The 15,551-nt window shown below is 62.2% G+C and carries 13 protein-coding genes, 2 tRNA genes and 1 pseudogene; 10 read left to right on the top strand and 6 right to left on the bottom strand.

The features are described 5' to 3' along the window. Positions 1-211: 211 nt before the first annotated feature. The 3 genes from ACTRWK_RS10035 to ACTRWK_RS10025 all read left to right on the top strand — a co-directional run bounded on the left by ACTRWK_RS10035 (position 212) and on the right by ACTRWK_RS10025 (position 3,000). Complete coding sequence (locus ACTRWK_RS10035; RefSeq protein WP_243250077.1) at positions 212-2,248, top strand: ASKHA domain-containing protein; 2,037 nt, start codon at positions 212-214, stop codon at positions 2,246-2,248. An 89-nt stretch (positions 2,249-2,337) separates the two neighbouring features. Beyond that, positions 2,338-2,411: transfer RNA gene (locus tag ACTRWK_RS10030), tRNA-Gly, on the top strand. A 166-nt stretch (positions 2,412-2,577) separates the two neighbouring features. After that, positions 2,578-3,000 carry a lysozyme inhibitor LprI family protein gene (locus ACTRWK_RS10025; RefSeq protein ID WP_235183778.1) on the top strand — a complete coding sequence of 141 codons (423 nt, stop codon included), beginning with the start codon at positions 2,578-2,580 and terminating at the stop codon, positions 2,998-3,000. A 21-nt stretch (positions 3,001-3,021) separates the two neighbouring features. On the opposite strand, the gene ACTRWK_RS10020 is transcribed toward ACTRWK_RS10025, so the two are convergent. Further along, entirely contained in the window at positions 3,022-4,350 is a 1,329-nt protein-coding gene (locus ACTRWK_RS10020) for an ATP-binding protein (protein ID WP_037944103.1), read from the bottom strand. Between the two features lie 45 nt (positions 4,351-4,395). Between ACTRWK_RS10020 and ACTRWK_RS10015 the strand changes: the two genes are divergently transcribed. Together ACTRWK_RS10015 and ACTRWK_RS10010 are read left to right on the top strand one after the other, a co-directional pair. Next, positions 4,396-5,307: an MBL fold metallo-hydrolase gene (locus ACTRWK_RS10015; RefSeq protein ID WP_037944102.1), complete on the top strand. Its 912-nt coding sequence runs from the start codon at positions 4,396-4,398 to the stop codon at positions 5,305-5,307. A gap of 81 nt (positions 5,308-5,388) precedes the next feature. Beyond that, positions 5,389-5,463, top strand: a tRNA-Asn gene (locus ACTRWK_RS10010). Between the two features lie 283 nt (positions 5,464-5,746). On the opposite strand, the gene ACTRWK_RS10005 is transcribed toward ACTRWK_RS10010, so the two are convergent. Together ACTRWK_RS10005 and ACTRWK_RS10000 are read right to left on the bottom strand one after the other, a co-directional pair. After that, on the bottom strand, positions 5,747-8,059 hold the full coding sequence (locus ACTRWK_RS10005; protein WP_462843919.1) for a xanthine dehydrogenase family protein molybdopterin-binding subunit: 2,313 nt from the start codon (positions 8,057-8,059) through the stop codon (positions 5,747-5,749). Next, the gene (locus ACTRWK_RS10000; RefSeq protein WP_037944099.1) at positions 8,052-8,522 is read right to left on the bottom strand and encodes a (2Fe-2S)-binding protein; all 471 of its coding nucleotides are present in this window, start codon (positions 8,520-8,522) and stop codon (positions 8,052-8,054) included. The genes ACTRWK_RS10005 and ACTRWK_RS10000 overlap by 8 nt, the downstream gene beginning before the upstream one ends. A 323-nt stretch (positions 8,523-8,845) precedes the next feature. On the opposite strand from ACTRWK_RS10000, the gene ACTRWK_RS09995 reads away from it, so the two are divergent. Beyond that, on the top strand, positions 8,846-9,391 hold the full coding sequence (locus ACTRWK_RS09995; RefSeq protein ID WP_462843918.1) for a YaeQ family protein: 546 nt from the start codon (positions 8,846-8,848) through the stop codon (positions 9,389-9,391). 60 nt (positions 9,392-9,451) lie between these two features. Here the strand turns inward: ACTRWK_RS09995 and ACTRWK_RS09990 are convergent, their stop codons facing one another. Together ACTRWK_RS09990 and ACTRWK_RS09985 are read right to left on the bottom strand one after the other, a co-directional pair. Continuing rightward, a complete protein-coding gene (locus tag ACTRWK_RS09990; protein ID WP_037944097.1) occupies positions 9,452-9,832 on the bottom strand; it encodes a VOC family protein in 381 nt (126 codons plus the stop codon). A gap of 54 nt (positions 9,833-9,886) precedes the next feature. Beyond that, complete coding sequence (locus tag ACTRWK_RS09985; protein WP_037944096.1) at positions 9,887-10,276, bottom strand: nuclear transport factor 2 family protein; 390 nt, start codon at positions 10,274-10,276, stop codon at positions 9,887-9,889. Positions 10,277-10,373: 97 nt separating this feature from the next. Here ACTRWK_RS09985 and ftrA point away from each other — a divergent pair, with 97 nt between their 5' ends. Beyond that, positions 10,374-11,348 (top strand): transcriptional regulator FtrA, encoded by a 975-nt coding sequence (gene ftrA / locus ACTRWK_RS09980; RefSeq protein ID WP_235602478.1) that lies wholly within the window; start codon positions 10,374-10,376, stop codon positions 11,346-11,348. A 125-nt stretch (positions 11,349-11,473) separates the two neighbouring features. After that, positions 11,474-12,634, top strand: coding sequence for an amidohydrolase (locus ACTRWK_RS09975; protein ID WP_064215783.1), 1,161 nt, complete (start codon positions 11,474-11,476; stop codon positions 12,632-12,634). Positions 12,635-12,667: 33 nt separating this feature from the next. Here the strand turns inward: ACTRWK_RS09975 and ampC are convergent, their stop codons facing one another. Further along, positions 12,668-13,834, bottom strand: coding sequence for a class C beta-lactamase (gene ampC / locus ACTRWK_RS09970; protein ID WP_064215784.1), 1,167 nt, complete (start codon positions 13,832-13,834; stop codon positions 12,668-12,670). A 208-nt stretch (positions 13,835-14,042) separates the two neighbouring features. Between ampC and osmF the strand changes: the two genes are divergently transcribed. Further along, positions 14,043-14,957: a glycine betaine ABC transporter substrate-binding protein OsmF gene (osmF, locus tag ACTRWK_RS09965; RefSeq protein ID WP_340236617.1), complete on the top strand. Its 915-nt coding sequence runs from the start codon at positions 14,043-14,045 to the stop codon at positions 14,955-14,957. Between the two features lie 11 nt (positions 14,958-14,968). After that, a pseudogene (locus ACTRWK_RS09960) lies at positions 14,969-15,551 on the top strand (ABC transporter permease); the annotation flags it as partial.

Genomic DNA, 15,551 nt, shown 5'->3' with positions numbered 1-15,551 from the left:
TGGCGGTTTCATATTTCATGGATGGGTTTGATTGGAAAGACCCATTTGCACGCTAACTGCATTGCTCGACGCGCATACGTGATCCGCGCAGCCGCTGTCATGGGGGTACAGGGGCACAGACAGGCGCAGATGGCAGGAATTATGCCGCATCGCGGCTTTAACCTGCCGCCTGCTACGCTATGGTGCGCCAAAGTGTTGAGGATAAAGACAGATGAGCAACGATCCCCTTGTGGTATTCACGCCTTCGGGCAAACGCGGTCACTTCGCCAAGGGCACGCCGGTGCTCACGGCGGCGCGGCAGTTGGGCGTCGATCTGGATTCCGTCTGCGGCGGGCGTGGCATCTGTTCGAAATGTCAGGTCTCGCCCGGATATGGGCAGTTCTCTAAGCACGGGGTCACCGTGGCGCCGGATGCGCTGTCCGAATGGAACAGCGTCGAACAACGCTACAAGGACAAGCGCGGTCTGATTGATGGCCGCCGTCTGGGCTGTCAGGCGCAGATCATGGGCGACGTGGTAATCGATGTGCCCGCCGAAAGCCAGGTGCACAAACAGGTGGTCCGCAAACGTGCCGAGGCGCGCGATATCGTGCTCAACCCGTCGACCAAGCTCTTTTACGTCGAGGTGCAGGAACCCGACATGCACGACCCCTCGGGCGATCTGGAGAGGCTCTGCGACGCCCTGCGCGATCAGTGGCAGCTTGAAAATGTCACCGCCGATCTGCAAATCCTGCAAACGCTGCAACCTGCCCTGCGCAAGGGCGCATGGAAAGTCACCGTCGCCGTGCATTTGGGCGATGATGAAAACCCGGCCCGCATCATGCATCTCTGGCCCGGCTTCTACGAAGGGTCGCTTTACGGGCTGGCGGTCGATCTGGGCTCCACCACCATCGCCGCGCATCTGTGCGACCTGCAAACCGGAGAGGTCGTGGCCTCTTCCGGCGTGATGAACCCGCAGATCCGCTTTGGCGAAGACCTGATGAGCCGCGTCAGCTATTCGATGATGAACGAAGGCGGCGCGGCAGAGATGACGCGCGCGGTCCGTGCCGGCATGAACACATTGTTCGATGAAATCAGCACCGAGGGCGGCATCGACAAGGGCATGATCGTGGATGCGGTGTTTGTCTGCAATCCGGTCATGCACCACCTGTTTCTGGGCATCGACCCGTTCGAGCTGGGGCAAGCGCCCTTTGCGCTGGCCACGTCAAACGCGCTGCGTCTGCGCGCCATGGACCTGGACCTGAACATCCACCCCTCTGCCCGCGTCTATCTGCTGCCCTGCATTGCGGGCCATGTGGGCGCGGATGCCGCCGCTGTCGCCCTGTCGGAAGCCCCAGATAAATCCGACGATCTGGTGCTGGTGGTCGATGTGGGCACCAACGCCGAAATCCTGCTGGGCAACCGCGATAAAGTGCTCGCCTGTTCGTCCCCCACCGGTCCCGCCTTCGAGGGCGCGCAGATCAGCAGCGGCCAGCGCGCCGCCCCCGGCGCGATCGAACGGGTAGAGATTGACCCCGTCACCAAGATCGCCCGGTTCAAGGTGATTGGCAGCGACCTGTGGTCCGACGATCCCGCTTTCCTATCTCAGATCGGTGCAAGCGGCGTGACCGGCATCTGCGGCTCGGGCATCATTGAAATGGTCGCTGAAATGCGCATCCACGGGATCGTTGACGCCCCCGGCCTGATCGGCACGGCAGAACAGACCGGATCGGCCAATGTCTTTTCCGACGGGCGCACCAATTCCTATCTGGTCTATGATGGCACCGCCGACGGCGGCCCGCGCATCACCGTGACCAACCGCGACATCCGCGAAATCCAGATGGCCAAGGCAGCACTCTATTCCGGCGCGCGGTTGCTGATGGATAAATTCGGGGTCGATCACGTGGACCGCGTTGTGCTGGCCGGTGCCTTTGGCGCCCATATCAGCCCCAAGCATGCGATGATCCTCGGCATGATCCCCGACGCCCCGCTCGACAAGGTGACATCCGCCGGGAACGCCGCAGGCACCGGCGCGCGCATTGCCCTGCTCAACACCTCCAGCCGCGCCGAGATCGAAGAGACGGTGCGAAACATCCACAAGATCGAGACCGCCATCGAACCCCGCTTCCAAGAGCATTTCGTCAACGCCTCTGCCATCCCCAACGCGGTAGAGCCCTTCCCGATCCTCAACAGCATCGTCACCCTCCCGACCGAGACCTTCAACACCGGCGGCGACAGCTCCGGCGGCACCCGCCGCCGCCGCCGCCGTTAAGGTCTGCCCGCACCCATCGGCAAAGGGCGCGTCAGGCAAAAACCCCGCTTGACGCACCCGCCACATCGGATTAAGTCACCTCACGGCGCGCGGGTATGGTGAAAAGGTATCACGGCAGCTTCCCAAGCTTTAGTTACGAGTTCGATTCTCGTTACCCGCTCCAAGCCTTCCCTAAAGTTTATCTCAATCCTTTTCGGGGATCGCGGCATGTCTTGCCGCCAAGAGCCGTTTGTCGATCATCGCCCTTGACCCGACCGGTAGCATTCCGCCGTGCTTTGCGGCAGTATCTCTTTCGTAGCTTTGCCATGTTGCCCGAAAGGATACGCCAGATGTTGAAATACGTGTGCTTTTCGCTGCTGTTGATCCCGGCAACGGCCACCGCTGAACAACTACCCCCTGAATCAGACCTTTTGTCAGACTGCACCGCGCCGCAGACAGATCCGAACGCCGTGCATCAATGTCTGTTTGCAATGGGCGATCAGGTGGAGCGTGACATGGTGCGCGCCTATCTCGATGCCCAAGCGGCGCTGGCTGCGTTTGATCAGGCGTTTTCGCGAAAGGCCGATGCCTCGGCGAGCGCGTTGCTTCAAAGCTCTCAAATCGCATTTGAAGAATACCGCAAATATCACTGCGCGTTTCCCGAACGCTTGTCGTTGGGGGGAACGGCCGCGATCAATGTGACGCTGAGCTGCCGGATTGACCTGACGCGATCGCGCATCGAGCAGTTGCAAGACTACGCCACCGCACGCTGACGCCACCGGTGCCTTGGCGCATTACCGTGCAATGACGATATCCGCGCGCAGACCGCCCAGAGTGTCCGAGCTGCCCAACCGCAGCACGCCGCCATGCGCGCGGGCGATGTCGGTTGCGATGGCAAGACCAAGGCCCACGCCGCCGCTGCCACTGTTCTGATTGCGCGCGGGGTCAAGCCGCGAGAACGGGCGCACGGCCTCGATGCGGCGATCCTCGGGGATGCCGGGGCCGTCGTCCTCCACCCTGATCCGCAGGGTTTTATCCGTCAGCAGCACAGATACCTCGGCCCGCGCCCCATAGCGCACCCCGTTCGAGATCAGGTTATCCACCGCGCGCAAAATCGCCATGCGGCGCAGGCGGACGGTGCCGGTGCCGTCGCCTTCGGGCGGGAGCAAGGTCACGTTGCGACCAGCGCGTTGCGCATCCTCTACGGCGGTCTGCATCAGGGCGTGCGGGTCCAGGGGTTCGGCGTCCCCCTCTGCGGTGCCTTTGGCGAAATCAAGGAAGGCATCCAGCATGCCTTGCATATCATCGACGTCCTGCAACAGCGGCTCCGCGTCGTCCTCGTCGATCATCGACAGGCCAAGCCGCATCCGCGTCAAGGGCGTGCGCAGGTCATGGCTGACCCCCGACAACATCAAGGTGCGCTGTTCAATCTGCCGTTCGATCCGTGCGCGCATATCGACAAAGGCCGCCCCCGCCGCACGCACCTCGACAGCGCCTGTCGGGGTATATGGCACGTGACGCCCGCGGCCAAAGGCTTCGGCGGCGCGGGCCAGCCGCTTGATCGGGCGCAGCTGGTTGCGCAGGTAAACGAAGGAGATCAACGTCATGACAAAGCCGAAGCTGAACGTATACACGAACAGCTGATGCGGGTTCTGCGCCGAGATCCTGCGCCTCTCGAACTGGAGATCCAGCGGGCCAAAGCGCGACTGCACATAGAGATGCACCCCAGTGGGCCGCGTCAGATCAAGGCTCAGGAAGGACGGCAGATACTCATCGAACCGCGCCACCATCACCCGACCGGAATAATCATACCACGACATCCGGTTGCGCGTCGGCACCTCACTGGCGGACACAGGCGTCACCCCCATGTCCAGCGCGGCCAGCCGATCTTGCACCGTGGCGGGCACGGCAGCGGCGGAGGGGGCATCATCGACCACCTGCATGACCAGTTCGACCTCGCGCAGGACCGTGTCGGTCATTTGGTTGGTGACCCCCTCATAGTTCCGCTGTGCAAAGATCACGGTCATCACGAGCTGCAAGATCACCACCGGCAAAAGCAGGATCAGGGCAGCGCGCCCATAGATGCCACGGGGCATATATCGTTTGAGCCAGACGAAGAACATGGGATAGACCTTAGCCAGCCCCCTGCCCCAGCGAAAGGCCAAACCATGCTGCCCCCTGACGACTTCGACCCCGCCATCGGTATTGCCGAGATCTTGGAACCGGGCCTGCGCCGCATCGTGGCCGACAACCCCTCGCCCATGACCTACCGTGGCACGAATACCTATCTGCTGGGCACGCGCGGCATCGCCGTGATCGACCCCGGCCCCGCGTCGCCGCGGCACCTGCAAGCGATACGCGATGCCATCGGACCCGAACAGCACATCAGCCACATCATCGTAACCCATACGCATCTGGACCATTCGCCCCTCGCGCGCGACCTTGCCCGTGCCTGCGGCGCGCCGATACTGGCCTTTGGCGACGCGTTTTCTGGCCGCTCTGAGGTGATGCAACAACTGGCCGCCGTGTCCGATATTGGCGGCGGCGAAGGCATTGATGCAGAGTTCATCCCCGATCGCCCCCTAACTCACGGAGAGACCATCGCCGGCGACGACTGGACGCTAAGCGTGATTCACACCCCCGGCCATATTGGGAACCACATCAGCCTTGACTGGAATGACGCCTGTTTCACCGCGGATCACGTCATGGGCTGGGCCAGCTCGCTGGTGTCGCCGCCGGATGGGGATCTGACCGATTTCATGGCATCTTGTGCCGAGCTGCAAAAAAACGACTGGCGGGTGTTCTATCCGGGTCATGGCGCGCCGGTGACCGACCCTGCGGCAAGGCTCGATTGGCTGGTGTCGCACCGCCTCTCGCGCGAGGCGGATATCCTGCGTGCCCTCGACCAAGCCCCCGCCACCGCCGCCCAACTTGCCGCCGCGATCTACACCGAAACCCCGCCTGCGCTACTGGGTGCCGCGACCCGCAACGTCCTTGCGCATCTGATTGACCTTACAGGTAAAAACCGCGTCGCTCCGGTTGAATCCCTCTCTGCGACAGCCACCTTTCGCCGGGTCTGAAAATCTTTTGAAAAAATCTGGAAAAAAGTGGCAAAACCCTCTGGACGCCGGAAATTACCATAGCTATACGGTGCAGACCGTTCCGACGTAGCTCAGCGGTAGAGCAGTTGACTGTTAATCAATTGGTCGTAGGTTCGATCCCTACCGTCGGAGCCAACTTCCCCTTAGGTGGTTGGCGGTAAACGAAAAAGCGCTCCTTCGGGGGCGCTTTTCGCGTTCGGGGGCCTGCGTGGCACATCCTTTGCGTTTTAGCTGATGGGGTGCCAATCCCACGCAACACGGTGCGCAGAACGGCGCGATGCGCAGCGGCGCAGCGCGGTGGGAAAAGGAACAAATCTCGGGAAATATGGGCAACGGTGCCAACCGGATGTGAATCAGCTGCGGGCACTTGGGTTACCGGAACGGGCGGGCGCGATGACTGCGCCCGCCCGATCTGTTTTTAGGACTTCATCGCGGCAAGCACAGCATCGCCGGTGATCGGCAGGTGACGCACGCGCGCGCCCGTCGCGTTGAAGATCGCATTCGCGATCGCGGGTGCGATCACGGTGGTGCCGGGCTCGCCCAGACCAACGGGTACTTCGGTGCTTTCGACAAAGTCGATTTCAAGCTCGGGCACATCGGTCAGACGCAGTGGCGTATAGGCCCCGAGGTTCAGGTCGATGACGTTGCCGTTCTCGATCCGGGTGCCTTCATGCAGCGCCATCGACAGCCCCCAAAGCGCTGCACCTTCGCATTGCGCGCGCGCCCCGTCGGGGTCCACGACGGTGCCGCAGTCAAACGCCAGCCACATCTTCTGGACATCGACCTCGCCCGTTTCAGGATCAACCGCCAGCTTGACCGCCGCCGCTGTCCAGGTCGGCATGCTGCGCGACTGGCCATAGGTGGTGGCAATACCGATTGCGGTGCCCTCGGGCAGCTCTGCACTGCCATAGCCCGACATCTCTGCCACGCGCTGCAAAACAGCGGCCTGACGTGATGCCCCACCAACCGCATTGGGCGCAGAGCCCGCGTTGATGCCTTCGGCCTTCAGGTGATCCAGACGGAACTGCAACGGATCGGCACCGACTTTATGCGCCGCTTCATCCATGAAGCTTTCCACGGCAAAGTTGGTCCAGCCCGGTCCGACAGACCGCAGCCAGCCGGGACGGAAGGTCGCATTCGCCAGATCGTTCGAGATCGCCCGCACCTGATGCGCACCCACCGTGTACCAGTGATCGGCACCGTCGATGGCAAAGGGGTCATAGGGTTCTTCGTTGACACCTTTGGGCATGAAACCCGGTGCCATCACCTGCGTCGGCCAACCGGCGGCGGCGTGGTGTTCCATACCCGTGACCGATTTGGCATCGTCGAACGCCATGCGCAGTTTTTGCACGGACGGCGACCGGATGCTGTCGAACTGCGCGTCTTCTTCGCGCGAGAACACCAGCTTGACCGGCTTGCCAACAGCTTTCGAGGCGAGTGCGGCAGGCACGATATAGTCGCCATTCAGGCGACGGCCAAAGCCCCCACCCAGCATATAGCTGCGCATCACGATCTTATCGGCGGGCACTTCCAAAGCGGCGGCCAGCGTGGGCAGGATCAGCGATTGCCACTGGTTGCCCGCGTGAGTTTCCCAAACACCATCGGCGTTCTGGAAAACCGTGGCGTTCACCGGCTCCATCTGGAAGTGCAGCACGGATTGCGTGGTGTATTCGGCTTCGAGCATGTCGGCGGCGGCATCAAAGGCAGCGGTCGTGTCGGGCTGCTCTGTGTGCAGGATCGACCCTTCCTCGCCCTGAATCAGCTCGCGCGAGCGCGCCTGGATATCCTCTTCCGAGACATTCGCCGTCTCGCCCGAGGTCCAGTCGACGCTGATCTCGTAGGTCGCCGTGCGCGCGGCGTGCAGCGTTTTGCCCAGCACCACAACCCAGCCCGGCACAGTGCCCGACGGGTCTTCGATCACCACGGTTTCAAGATAACCCTTGATGTCCTTGGCACCGCTATCGTCCACGGCATTCACCTTGGAGCCATAGCGCGTCGGGGGCAGCATCGGCACGCCGTACACCATCCCGTCAACTTTGGCATCCAGACCATAGATCGCCTGACCCGTGGTTTTCGTATCCAGATCAAGCGGATGCACGTCCTGGCCCACAAGGCGCAGGTCAGCGTGGGGTTTCAGCGGCAGGGCTGCCAGCTCTTCTTCGGTGAAGCTGCGGTCAAGACCATCGGCCACCAGATCACCATAGCTGATGGTTTGTGTGCCATCGGTCACCGCACCATCGCGTGCGGTCAGACCCGAGGCATCAACGCCCCATTTGGCCGCTGCGGCTTCGATCAAGGCGGTCCGGCCAGCGGCCCCCGCTTGACGGTAGACGGGCCAGCTTTGCCAGATCGACCAGCTGCCGCCGGTGACCATCAGGCCCCATTTCTCGGCTGTATCGACATGGGTGATGTGTACGTTTTCCCATGCGACTTCCAACTCGTCCGCCAGAATACGCGCGATGGCGGTGCCCACGTGTTGGCCCATCTCGGCACGGATGATGTTGACGTTGACCTGACCGTCAGCGTCGATCCAGTACCACATCGACGGCTCGAACGTGTCGCCATTGGGCGTGACCGGCGTGCCATCCGGCACCGCAGGGTTCATTGCGGCGTTCGACGCCTGCGGGAAGCCGAATGCAACGCCAACGGCCGTCATGGAGACAAGGAACCCACGACGGGTCATCTGGGGTTGCGTCTCTGCGCCTGTGAGGCGGGAAATCAAATTAGCCATTGTCGGAGCCTCCCATAGCGGTGGCGGCGTCGCGCACGGCTTGACGGATTCGGGTATAGGTCATGCAGCGGCACAGGTTGCCGGTCATCACCGCGTCGATGTCGTCATCGCTGGGGTTGGGTGTATCTTTCAGCAGCGACGCTGCCTGCATGATCTGACCCGACTGGCAATAGCCGCACTGGGGCACGCGCAGGTTCCGCCACGCTTCTTGCACAGGGTGGTTGCCGTTTTCGTCCAGCCCTTCGATGGTGGTGACCTTCATACCTTCGACATCCGAAAGATAGGTGATGCAGGACCGTGTGGCCGTCCCCTCGATATGCACGGTACACGCGCCACAGGCACCGATGCCACAGCCGAACTTGGTGCCGGTCAGTCCGATCTCGTCACGGATCGCCCACAGCAGGGGCGTATCCGGCTCAGCGTCGACAGAGACCTGCCGTCCGTTCAATTCGAATTCAATCATTAAGTCGTTGTCCTTGGGTAATTTTTGCCTAGGGCGGAGGGCGCGTATAACAGCGTGGTTTCGAACTGGTCAACATAGGTTTCATGGCACCCTTTGACAGGTCTGGACCAAGATGATCACGGGATTGTCAGACGTCCGTGCGCGATACGCGTTTGACGATCTTACACGGAAAGCACACTTGGCGAAAGAATATTTCGCCACCCCTCACACACGCATGATTTTTCACAGCGCAGTCTCGCCTTGTTTATCCAGTCACCGGCAGGTACTGCCCCCCATCACCAGACTGTATAGGACAGTCCGGTCATCAAGGGTCCGGCAACGTCATGGCGCAAAATTCTCTGATCTACAAAGTCGAGCTTTCGGTCTCGGACATGGATCGCCACTACTACGAGACCCACAAGCTGACCGTGGCCAAACACCCGTCGGAAACCGATGAACGTCTGATGGTGCGCCTGCTGGCCTTTGCCCTGAACGCGCATGAGCATCTTGAGATGACAAAGGGCCTGTCGACCGATGATGAACCCGATATCTGGCAAAAAAGCCTGAGCGACGAGATCGACGTTTGTGTGGCTCTCGGCCTGCCAAGTGAAAAGATCATCCGGCAGTCCTGCAACAAATCCGCGCGGGTCGTAATCTATTCTTATGGCGGCAAAACCGCAGAGGTCTGGTGGGACAAGGTCCGCAGCAGCACCGCCCGTTTCGACAAGCTCGAGGTCGTCAATCTGGCAGAGCATGACACCGCGGCGCTGGCAAAGCTGGCCAGCCGCGCGATGAAGCTTGGCGTGCATATTCAGGACGGTGACGTGATGGTCAGCGTCGATGACAGCGTCGTCTACCTGACGCCCCAGACGTGGAAAGACGCGGGCTGACGCGCCACTGGCGTAGGGAGTGACCCCTCGCCAGCGCGCATTTAAGCGAAACTTGTGCCGCTACTGCATGGAGTGGAAACCGACCATATTGCCCTCGGTATCCTGACACACGAGGATCCAGCCAAACTCACCGATGGATGTTTTCGGCTGCGCGACGCTGCCGCCCGCGCTGGTCGCGCGTTCCTCTTGGGTGGCGCAATCCTCGACCATGAAATAGACAATCGTGCCCCCGACCCCTGGCCCCGCATAAGGCGCTTTGGTCAGCGCGCCCCCCGCGCCATAGGCTGTCATCTCGGTCGGAAAGCTCATCATCTGCATCTCACCGCTCGGGTCTGGCATCGGCTCCAGCTTGGTGTCGAGCATGGCTTCGTAGAACCCGACCGCCCGATCAAGATCGTCCACATAGATATCGAACCATCCTACGGCATTCATCTTGGTCATTTCCTATCCCTTTCAAGTGTTTGGTGTTGTCGTAAAATCCAATTGCCCCGCCGCTCAGACCGCATTGGACGCATCAATGCGCCGCTCAAGATGCCAGATCTTCGATACAATCTGCCACCCCTGCGCGCCCTTCACGAAACCAAGGTGATCGACGAAGACATTATCATGGGCGCGGATGCGGATTTTCACCGTAGCACTCAGCGGCGACAGCATGTCGATCATCAGCACCTCTGCCTCGCGCGGTTGCCCGGTGCTGGCAGGAGAGACGCGGGCCCCGACATCACGGCTGAAACTGTCGATCGGCTCTACAAAGACCGTCCCATTGTCGCCGTCAAACAGGCTTGAGCTCGGGTGGAACACGGCATTCAGCTTGTCGGTGTCACACTCGTGTATCGCGTCAAAATAGGTCTCTATCGCGCTCAGCAGGTCAGGGTGCAGGGTCATGTCAAACCTCCGGTATGTGTTGCTGATCCAAGATTGCCATTTGTGCGAAACCCGCGATACTGGCTATATTGACAACCTTCGGTCGGATTCTGCCAAAATGTTCCAAATCGCGCCCCGAAACGCCCCCTTGGTCTGTGCGCTTGCCTATGACGGGCTGTGCACCTTCGAATTCGGCATCGCGGTAGAGCTTTTCGCCCTCCCTCGACCCGAGTTCGCGGATTGGTACCGCTATGCGACCGTTAAGGCCGAACCCGGTCCGATCCGCGCCACGGGCGGCATCACGATCGAGGCGCAAGACGATCTTGATCTGCTGCGGCAAGCCAGCCTGATCATCGTGCCCGGCTGGCGCGGTGCCGATGCCCCTATCCCGCCCGCGCTATGCGCCGCCTTGCAAGACGCCTATGCCCAAGGCGCGCGGATCGCGTCGATCTGTTCAGGTGTCTTTGTCTTGGCTGCGGCGGGGCTGCTGACAGGCAAAAGCGCCACAACCCATTGGCGCTACACCGATAAGCTGGCCGCGCGCTACCCTGACATATCCGTGGACCCTGACGTGTTATTCGTGGAAGACGACCGAATTTTCACCTCGGCCGGATCGGCGGCGGGGCTGGATCTGGGGCTGCATATCATTCGGCAGGATCACGGCGCGCAGGTCGCTGCGTCTGTTGCCCGCCGGCTTGTCCTTCCCGCACAACGCGATGGCGGGCAGCGTCAGTTCGTGCCCCGCCCCGAGCCCAAGGCGCGGATGGGGTCGGATCTTGCGGCGCTACAGGATATGATCCGCGCCACACTTGACGAGGACTGGCCGATGGCGCGTATGGCACAAACCGCCGCGACCAGCGGACGCACGCTGGCCCGCCGGTTCCGCGAAGAGACAGGCGACACCCCCCTCAACTGGCTCAAGCTTGAACGGGTATCCCGCGCCGCTGAGCTGCTGGAAAATAGCGCCATCCCGCTGGCCGATATATCAGACGTCTGCGGCTTCGGCTCGGCCGAGAGTTTTCGCCGCGATTTCCGCAAATTGATGGGCGTTCCTCCGATCCGGTATCGCGAAAGGTTCGGGGCTGCCGCCTAGCCCCGAACCCTACGCTCTGTTTCCCCGCACCGCCCGCACAAACGCGGCTACCCTGCGCCCGTCGCGTTTGTTAGGGCTTTGACGTAACATACCAGAAAACCCCGAAGCAGAAGGCGTCGCGTTTTATGTTGACCAATAGTGATCTTGTGGAACTGACCGAATTTCGCCGCGCGCTGCACCGCCATCCCGAAGTCTCTGGCGAAGAGGTAGAGACCGCACAGACCATCGTTAGTGCGCTAAAGCCCCTGTCGCCCACCCGCATCCTGACAGGTCTTGGGGGGCACGGCGTCGCGGCGGTGTTCGACAGCGGCACGGCTGGCCCGACGGTCCTGTTCCGCGCCGAACTTGACGCCCTGCCGATTGAGGAACGCAACAGCGATATCGCCTGGTTGTCCGAGGTTGCGGGCAAAAGCCACGTGTGCGGCCACGATGGTCATATGACGATGCTGCTGGCCTTGGGGCGCATGATCGCGCGCAAACCGGTTGCCACGGGGCGCGTGGTGCTGATGTTCCAACCCGCGGAAGAAGACGGCAGCGGGGCCAAAGCGGTGGTCAGCGACCCCGCATTCGACGCGATCAAACCGGATTGGGCCTTTGCGATCCACAATGAACCGGGCAGCCCCTTCGGCTTTGTCTCCACCCGCGTGGGGCTGATCAACTGCGCGTCGATGGGGCTCAAGGTCAAGCTCAGCGGGAAAACCGCCCATGCCGCCGACCCGCAAGACGGGGTATCGCCCGCGCTCGCAGTGGCACGGCTTATCCCCGCGCTGGATGATCTGGGCCACGGCGACGGCGGCCCGCGCAACGACGACTTCCGGCTGGTCACCGTCACCCACGCCACTATAGGAGAGCCGACTTTCGGCATCGCGCCGGGCGCGGCAGAGGTGTTTGCCACTCTGCGCACCGCCGGCGATGCGGGGCTGGAAAGCCTTGAGACCGCCGCGCGCGATCTCGCATCAACGATTGCCGCTGACTACAGTCTTGGCGTCTCTTTCGAGGTGCATGACCATTTTGCCGCTTCAATCAACGACGCAGACGCCTATGCCCTAGCGACCAAAGCGATGGAGGCGATCGGCGTGCCTTTTGGCGAGGAAAACGTACCCATGCGCGCGTCGGAGGATTTCGGCGTATTCGGCTGGGGGGCCAAAGCCGCAATGCTGTGTCTCGGACCGGGGGAGGATCACGCGGCCCTGCACAACCCCGACTATGACTTCCCCGATGACCTTATCCCCATCGGAAGCGGGATCTTTGACCGCATCGCCCGAGATCTTCTGGGGACGGCGTAACCCGCCCCCTTCTGAACGCGCCGGCCAAGCCCGCTAGTCCTGCGTCGCCAGCAAATCGGTGATCAGCGCATGGGTCGCACGGACCCGCGCCTCGTTCGGGTAGTTGCGGTTGGCAAGCACAACGATCCCAAGGTCTTGCCCCGGTAGCAGCGCGACATAGCCGCCGAACCCGTTGGTCGCGCCGGTCTTGTTCAGGATCACGTCACGCTGCGGCGGCAACGGTGGGGTCAGGCGGGTCGCGGGCTGGGGCGACAGGATAAAGTCATAGCCGTTGCCCGCCTCCATTCTGGCGACCTCGACAGGCCAAGGGTACTGCTCCCATATCATGTCTTGGGTGTAATAGGCCGTCTCTGCCTGCCCCTGCCGTGTGCGTTCAAGCGCTGCGGTCAGCGCGGGATCTGCGCCGCCGCGGCCCAGCTCCAAATCCAGCAGGCGCAGCATATCACGGGCGGTCGATTTCACCCCATAGGCTTCATCTGCCAACACGCCGGGGTTAACGCGAATGGGCGCATCCGTCTTGCGGTCATAGCCAAAGGCATAGCGATCCATCGCGTCATCCGGCACGTCGACATAGGTGCTGCCAAGACCCATCGCGGGAAACAGCACATCCTGAACCGCTTGGGCAAAGGACATACCCATGGTCTGTGCCGTGATATGCCCCAGCAAGCCGATGCTGACGTTGGAATAGCTGCGTGTCCCCGGTTGCGGCGGTTGCCAGCCCTCTAGCCAGCGGATCAGCTCGGGCACATTGCCCACCTCGCCGGGGACCTGAAGCGGCAAGCCACCGGTGACATGGGTGGACAGATCAACCAGCCGTATCGCGCCGAAAGCGGCCCCTTCAAGCTGGGGTATGCTGTCCGACACGGGCGCATTCAGATCAAGCATACCGCGGCCTTCTGCCAATGCGGCCAACGTCGCGGTGAAAATCTTGCTGATCGACCCGAGCTCAAAGATCGTATCCGGCATCGCCGCGACATTTCCTTTGCGCGCCGCCACACCCGTCGCATAGAAGCTATGCTGTCCCTGCCAGGTGATGCCCACGACCAATCCGGGGATTCGATACTGCTCGATTACCGGCGCAAAGTTGGCATCTGCGATATCGACAATCTGCTCGCTTGTGGCGCTTTGTGCGAACAGCGACGTGGGAAGAGCAAAGGGGACTGACAGCACGACTGCCAGTGCGAGGTTGGGGAATTTCATATCTGCTTCGACCTATTTGTGAGTTTTGCCGACGTCATTAAGCGGCACGGCTTCAACGCACAAATGCGAAAATGCGCGGACGGACCGGTGCGCGCCCCGCCGCTTGCCGCTTTCGCAGTAATTTCCCTTGGCTTCCCGGCTTGGCCCGCTACCTTGATCCCCAAGTTGTACAAACCAGTCACTTTTTACGCCAAGGAGCCTGCATCTCATGAAAAATTCCCTTCGTATCACCGTATCCGCCGCCACCCTTACCGCGGCACTGGCCTCGGCAGCGGCCGCCGACATCACCGTATCGTCCAAGATCGACACAGAAGGCGGGCTGTTGGGCAATGTCATCGCCCTTGCGCTCGAGGACGCGGGCCTGCCTGTCGAACGCCGCCTGCAACTGGGCGGCACGCAGGTTGTCCGCGAGGCGCTGCTGTCCGGCCAGATCGACATTTACCCCGAATACACCGGCAACGCGGCCTTCTTTTTTAACGAAGCAGACAGCGACGTGTGGAAAGACGCCGAAGCCGCACACGCCCGCGCGGCCGAGCTCGACGCCGCGCAAAACGATGTCACATGGCTGACCTCGGCCCCTGCCAATAACACATGGGCCATCGCGGTGACCGGCCCCGTGGCGCAAGACAACAACCTGACCACCATGTCCGATTTCGGCGCATGGGTCGCGCAGGGTGGCACGGTCAAGCTCGCGGCCTCGACCGAGTTTGTGTCCTCCCCCGCGGTGCTGCCCGCGATGCAGGACACCTACGGGTTTGAACTGAACGCGGACCAGACCGTGATCCTGTCCGGCGGTGATACAGCGGCCACGATCCAGGCCGCCGCACGGGGCACATCGGGTGTGAACGCCGCGATGGTCTATGGCACCGACGGCGGTGTCGGGGCCACCGGTCTGGTGGTGATGGAGGATGACAAAGGCGTGCAGCCCGTCTACGAGCCCGCCCCCATCATCCGCGCCGAAGTGCTGGCCGAATACCCGTCGATCCCCGAGGTGCTGAACCCCATTTTTGAAGGGTTGGACATGGCGACGCTGCAAAAGCTTAACGGGCGGATTCAGGTGGGCGGTGAACCGGCAGAGGCCGTGGCCCGTGATTACCTCACCCAAGCCGGGGTGCTGGACTGATCCGGGGCACGATGTCCTTGCAGACCCCTCGGGCGCGGCTATCCGCGCCGGGGGTTCTATTTGCCGTTCTGGGGGCCGCAGCGATGCTGGCCCCCTTTATGACGCTGGCCGCAAACCGCATCGTGGCGGGGGACGCGGTGCCGATCTGGGCGGTGGTCCCCGTATCGCAGACGATCCCCGGATTGGTAGCGATCGTGGCGGGGCTGGCGTTGGGCCTGCCTGCAAGACACGTGGGGCTGCGTCTGGCGGGGCCGCTTGTGGGGCTGGCGGGATTGCTGTGGCTGCTCGTCCAGGGCGCGCCAGCGGTGCTGGAGGGCGCGGGCGATTACGCAAGGGTCTCTCCGGCGGCGGGGTTCTGGTGCTTGCTGGTGATCTTTGCCCTGCTCATGGCCGATGCAATCACCGCGATGAAACCGGGGCCCTTTCAGCGCGCACTATTGCTGACAGCGGTGCTGGGTGCCCTGTCCGTCGTGCTCGGCTCTGGCGCGCTGGCACCGCTGTCGGTGATGCAGGAATTTGCCGCACGCCGTGACGCCTTCGCGTCCGAGGCGGCGCGTCACCTGTGGCTGGCCTTCGGGTCGCTTGGCATGGCGG

Source organism: Sulfitobacter sp. G5_S2_6_S6 (genome assembly GCF_054968505.1).
Note: the sequence above shows the minus strand (reverse complement) of the source record. Positions and strands in the feature narration are given on the sequence as shown.

What these genes read in the sequence shown, in the direction of transcription:
- ftrA (WP_235602478.1), top strand. Translation starts at nt 10,374, where the DNA reads ATGTTCCAAATCGCGCCCCGAAACGCCCCCTTGGTCTGTGCGCTTGCC.
- ACTRWK_RS09985 (WP_037944096.1), bottom strand. Translation starts at nt 10,276, where the DNA reads ATGACCCTGCACCCTGACCTGCTGAGCGCGATAGAGACCTATTTTGAC.
- osmF (WP_340236617.1), top strand. Translation starts at nt 14,043, where the DNA reads ATGAAAAATTCCCTTCGTATCACCGTATCCGCCGCCACCCTTACCGCG.
- ACTRWK_RS10025 (WP_235183778.1), top strand. Translation starts at nt 2,578, where the DNA reads ATGTTGAAATACGTGTGCTTTTCGCTGCTGTTGATCCCGGCAACGGCC.
- ACTRWK_RS10035 (WP_243250077.1), top strand. Translation starts at nt 212, where the DNA reads ATGAGCAACGATCCCCTTGTGGTATTCACGCCTTCGGGCAAACGCGGT.
- ACTRWK_RS09995 (WP_462843918.1), top strand. Translation starts at nt 8,846, where the DNA reads ATGGCGCAAAATTCTCTGATCTACAAAGTCGAGCTTTCGGTCTCGGAC.
- ACTRWK_RS10020 (WP_037944103.1), bottom strand. Translation starts at nt 4,350, where the DNA reads ATGTTCTTCGTCTGGCTCAAACGATATATGCCCCGTGGCATCTATGGG.
- ACTRWK_RS10000 (WP_037944099.1), bottom strand. Translation starts at nt 8,522, where the DNA reads ATGATTGAATTCGAATTGAACGGACGGCAGGTCTCTGTCGACGCTGAG.
- ACTRWK_RS10005 (WP_462843919.1), bottom strand. Translation starts at nt 8,059, where the DNA reads ATGGCTAATTTGATTTCCCGCCTCACAGGCGCAGAGACGCAACCCCAG.
- ACTRWK_RS09990 (WP_037944097.1), bottom strand. Translation starts at nt 9,832, where the DNA reads ATGACCAAGATGAATGCCGTAGGATGGTTCGATATCTATGTGGACGAT.
- ACTRWK_RS10015 (WP_037944102.1), top strand. Translation starts at nt 4,396, where the DNA reads ATGCTGCCCCCTGACGACTTCGACCCCGCCATCGGTATTGCCGAGATC.
- ampC (WP_064215784.1), bottom strand. Translation starts at nt 13,834, where the DNA reads ATGAAATTCCCCAACCTCGCACTGGCAGTCGTGCTGTCAGTCCCCTTT.
- ACTRWK_RS09975 (WP_064215783.1), top strand. Translation starts at nt 11,474, where the DNA reads ATGTTGACCAATAGTGATCTTGTGGAACTGACCGAATTTCGCCGCGCG.